The organism is Kitasatospora sp. NPDC007106 (genome assembly GCF_040634455.1).
GTDB classification, from domain to species: domain Bacteria; phylum Actinomycetota; class Actinomycetes; order Streptomycetales; family Streptomycetaceae; genus Kitasatospora; species Kitasatospora arboriphila.
This window is the reverse complement of record NZ_JBEYFP010000637.1, coordinates 1-3,452: the sequence shown is the minus strand read 5'-3', so window position 1 is coordinate 3,452 and position 3,452 is coordinate 1. Positions and strand designations below refer to the sequence as shown.

The following is a 3,452-nucleotide window of genomic DNA, read 5'->3' as shown; positions in this document are numbered from 1 at the left end:
AGGCGGCCGCGCGCGAGGTCCACCAGCGCATGGTCGAGGCCGTGAAGGCCGGCGGCGGTGCGACGGCTCCGAGCTGACCGGCGGCTCCTGCTGCCGGCGGTCGCCGCGGCGGTGGCCGTGCTGCTCGCCGGGTGCACCGCGGGCGGCGGTTCGGCGGTCTCCACCGCGGTGCCGTCCGCCGTGGTCGCCGGCTCGGCCTCGCCGACCCCGCTGCGGGCCGGGGACTGGCCGACCTACCACCGCGACGCGCTGCGCACCGGCACGGCCCCCGGGGCCGCCCCGGTCGGGCCGCTCGGCACGGCCTGGACGGCGAAGCTCGACGGCGCCGTGTACGGGCAGCCGCTGGTGGTCGGCGACAGGGTGCTCGCGGCGACCGAGAACAACACGGTGTACGGGCTGGACGCGTCGAGCGGTGCGGTCCTGTGGAGCCGCCACCTGGGCGCCCCGGCCCGGGCTGCCGAGCTGCCGTGCGGCAACATCGACCCGCTGGGGATCACCGGCACCCCGGTCTACGACCCGGCGACGGGCCGGGTGTTCGCGGTCGCCGAGCTGGCGGGCGGCCGGCACGTGCTGGTGGGTCTCGACGCGGCGACCGGGGCGCTGGAGGTCCGACGCGAGGTCGAGCCGCCGAAGGGCGACCCGCTCGCGCACCAGCAGCGCTCGGCGCTGGCGCTGTGGAACGGCCGGGTGGTGATCGCGTTCGGCGGCCTGTTCGGTGACTGCGGCGACTACGTCGGCAGTCTGGTGTCGGTGCCGACCAGCGGCGCCGGGACGGTGCTCTCCTACGCGGTGCCGACCCGCCGCGAGGGCGGGATCTGGGCGAGCGGCGGGCCGGTGGTGGACGGCGACCGGCTGCTGGTGTCGGTCGGCAACGGCGAGTCGACCGGCGGCTCGTACGACGGCTCGGACTCGGTGCTGGCGCTCTCCCCCGAACTGCAGCGGGTCGACTGGTTCACCCCCTCGACGTGGGCGGACGACAACGCGCAGGACCTCGACCTCGGTTCGCTCTCCCCCGTGCGGGTCGGCGGCCACGTGCTGGCCGCCGGCAAGCGCGGCGAGGCGTACCTGCTGGACGCGCAGCGCCTCGGCGGCATCGGCGGGCAGGTGGCGCAGGCGACGGTCTGCCCGGCGTACGGCGGGGCCGCGGTGGACGGCTCGGTGGTGTACCTGCCCTGCCAGCAGGGCCTCGCCCGGGTGACGGTGGGTCAGGACGGCTCGCTGCACCAGGACTGGCAGGTGGACCTGGAGCGCGGCGGCTCGCCGGTGGTCGGCGGCGGCGCGGTCTGGGTGGTGGACGACCACCGCGGTGTGCTGCTCGCCCTCGACCCGGCGACCGGGCGGGTGCTGCAGCAGGCGAGGACCGGCCCGGCACCGCACTTCGCCTCCCCGGTGCTCGCCGGCGGCCGGGTGCTGGTCGGCACGGACGCCGGGGTCACGGCCTTCTCGGTCGGCTGAACGGCCCCTCCCCGCGGGCGGAGCGGGGCCGCCCGCGGATCTCCGGGAATTCGCGTGAGACCTTCCGGGCCGCCGAGGCGTGTACATGAACAGGAGCGTGCACCCGGGCGCGGGGGACGGCCGCACGGCCGCCCCGCCCGAAGATCAACTGATGTCACATCAGCTGATAATGTGCAGGCCAAAACGGGGGCGTGGGCGACGCGCGCGCCCCGCCGTACCCGATTCCTGGAGCATCTGTGCCCGCACGCCTGTACCGCCGCGGCCTGCCGCTGGCCGCCGCCGCACTCGCCGCGTCCCTGCTCGCCGGCTCGGCCCAGGCCGACAACCCCGCCCCGGCCGACGCGACGCTGACGGCCGACCTCGACGCGCTGCTCGCCGACGCCCGCCTCGCCAACGCGCAGGCCGGCGTCCAGGTCCTCGACGCCGCCACCGGCCAGGTGCTGTACTCCCGCCAGCCCGGTGCGCTGCTCACCCCGGCGTCCACCATGAAGACCGTCACCTCGACGGCCGCCCTCGACCTGCTCGGCGCCGACTACCGGTTCACCACCGAGGTCCGCACCACCGGCACCGTGTACGGGAACAAGCTCGCCGGCGACCTGGTGCTGAAGGGCGGCGGCGACCCCAGCCTGCTCGTCCAGGACCTCGACGACCTGGCGGCCAAGGTCGCCGCCTCGGGCATCACCACCGTCACCGGCCGGATCCTCGCCGACGGCACCCGCTACGACTCCACCCCGCTCGGCCCCGGCTGGACCTGGGACGACGAGCCGTACTCCTACAGCCCGCAGATCTCCGGCCTGACGATCGCCAACGACGCCGAGTACACCATGGACACCGTCCAGGTGACCGTCACCCCGGGCGCGGCCGGCGAGAAGGCCAAGGTCGCCCTGGTGCCCGCCGAGGCGCCGATGAAGTTCACCGGCAGCATCACCACCGGCGCGGCCGGCAGCGGCGCCTCCGCGGGCGTCGACCGCCGCCGCGGCGCCAACGAGCTGCTGCTCTCCGGCAGCATCGCGGCCGGCGCCGCCCCGGCCACCTACTGGGTCACGGTCGAGGACCCGGCCACCTACGCGGCCAAGGTCTTCGCCGGCGCGCTCGCCCGGCACGGCGTGACGGTCCAGCGCGGCGTCGCCTCCGCCACCGGCTCCGAGACCTCGACGGCGATCGCCTCGCACCAGTCCAAGACCCTCGCCGAGCTGATCGTCCCGATGCTGAAGATCAGCAACAACGGCATAGCCGAGCACCTGACCAAGGAGATCGGCAAGGTCAAGGGCGGCAAGGGCGACTGGGCCACCGGCGTCGCCCAGGTCAAGGGCTTCCTCAAGGCCAACGGCCTGGAGACGCCGGGCGGCCGCCAGGTCGACGGCTCCGGCCTCTCGCGCTACGACCTCATCAACCCGGCCAAGATGGCCGGCCTGCTCAAGGTCGCCCAGGACAAGCCCTGGTTCGACGCCTGGTACAACGCGCTTCCGGTGGCCGGCAACCCGGACCGGATGGTCGGCGGCACCCTGGCCGCCCGCATGCGCGGCACCAAGGCCGAGAACAACGTGCACGCCAAGAGCGGCTCGATGAGCGGCGTCGACAACCTGATGGGCTACGCCACCGCGCCCGACGGCCACAAGCTGATCTTCTCCGTGATGCTCAGCAACTTCGCCGGCACCAGCCCGCGCCCGGTGATCGACGCCATCGCCGTCCGCCTCGCCTCCGGCCCGGCCGCCACCCCGAGCGCCCCGGCCGCCACCCCGGTCACCCCGAAGCTGAAGTCGCTCAACGCCCCCGCCCGCGGCGGCGACGAGGCCACCGGCGCCAAGTCCGGCACCGGCACCCGCTGGGAGGACTGCGAGAGCGTCGGCCGCTGCTGACCGCCGCTCCCCGCCACACCGCGGCCGGGCCCCTCGGGACACCTCCCGGGGCCCGGCCGCGGTGCCGTCAGCCGCCGCCCCCGCGGCCCGCGGCGCCGGCCATCCCGCTCTCCCCCGACGGCTTGCGGTGGCCGGGGA

At 75.6% G+C, this 3,452-nt stretch carries 2 protein-coding genes; both read left to right on the top strand.

Features of this window, described 5'->3' with window-relative positions:
• Positions 1–57: 57 nt before the first annotated feature.
• On the top strand, positions 58–1,455 hold the full coding sequence (locus ABZ641_RS29880; RefSeq protein ID WP_359986764.1) for a PQQ-binding-like beta-propeller repeat protein: 1,398 nt from the start codon (positions 58–60) through the stop codon (positions 1,453–1,455).
• Positions 1,456–1,691: 236 nt separating this feature from the next.
• Positions 1,692–3,314 carry a D-alanyl-D-alanine carboxypeptidase/D-alanyl-D-alanine-endopeptidase gene (gene dacB / locus ABZ641_RS29875; RefSeq protein ID WP_344628342.1) on the top strand — a complete coding sequence of 541 codons (1,623 nt, stop codon included), beginning with the start codon at positions 1,692–1,694 and terminating at the stop codon, positions 3,312–3,314.
• Positions 3,315–3,452 lie beyond the last annotated feature (138 nt).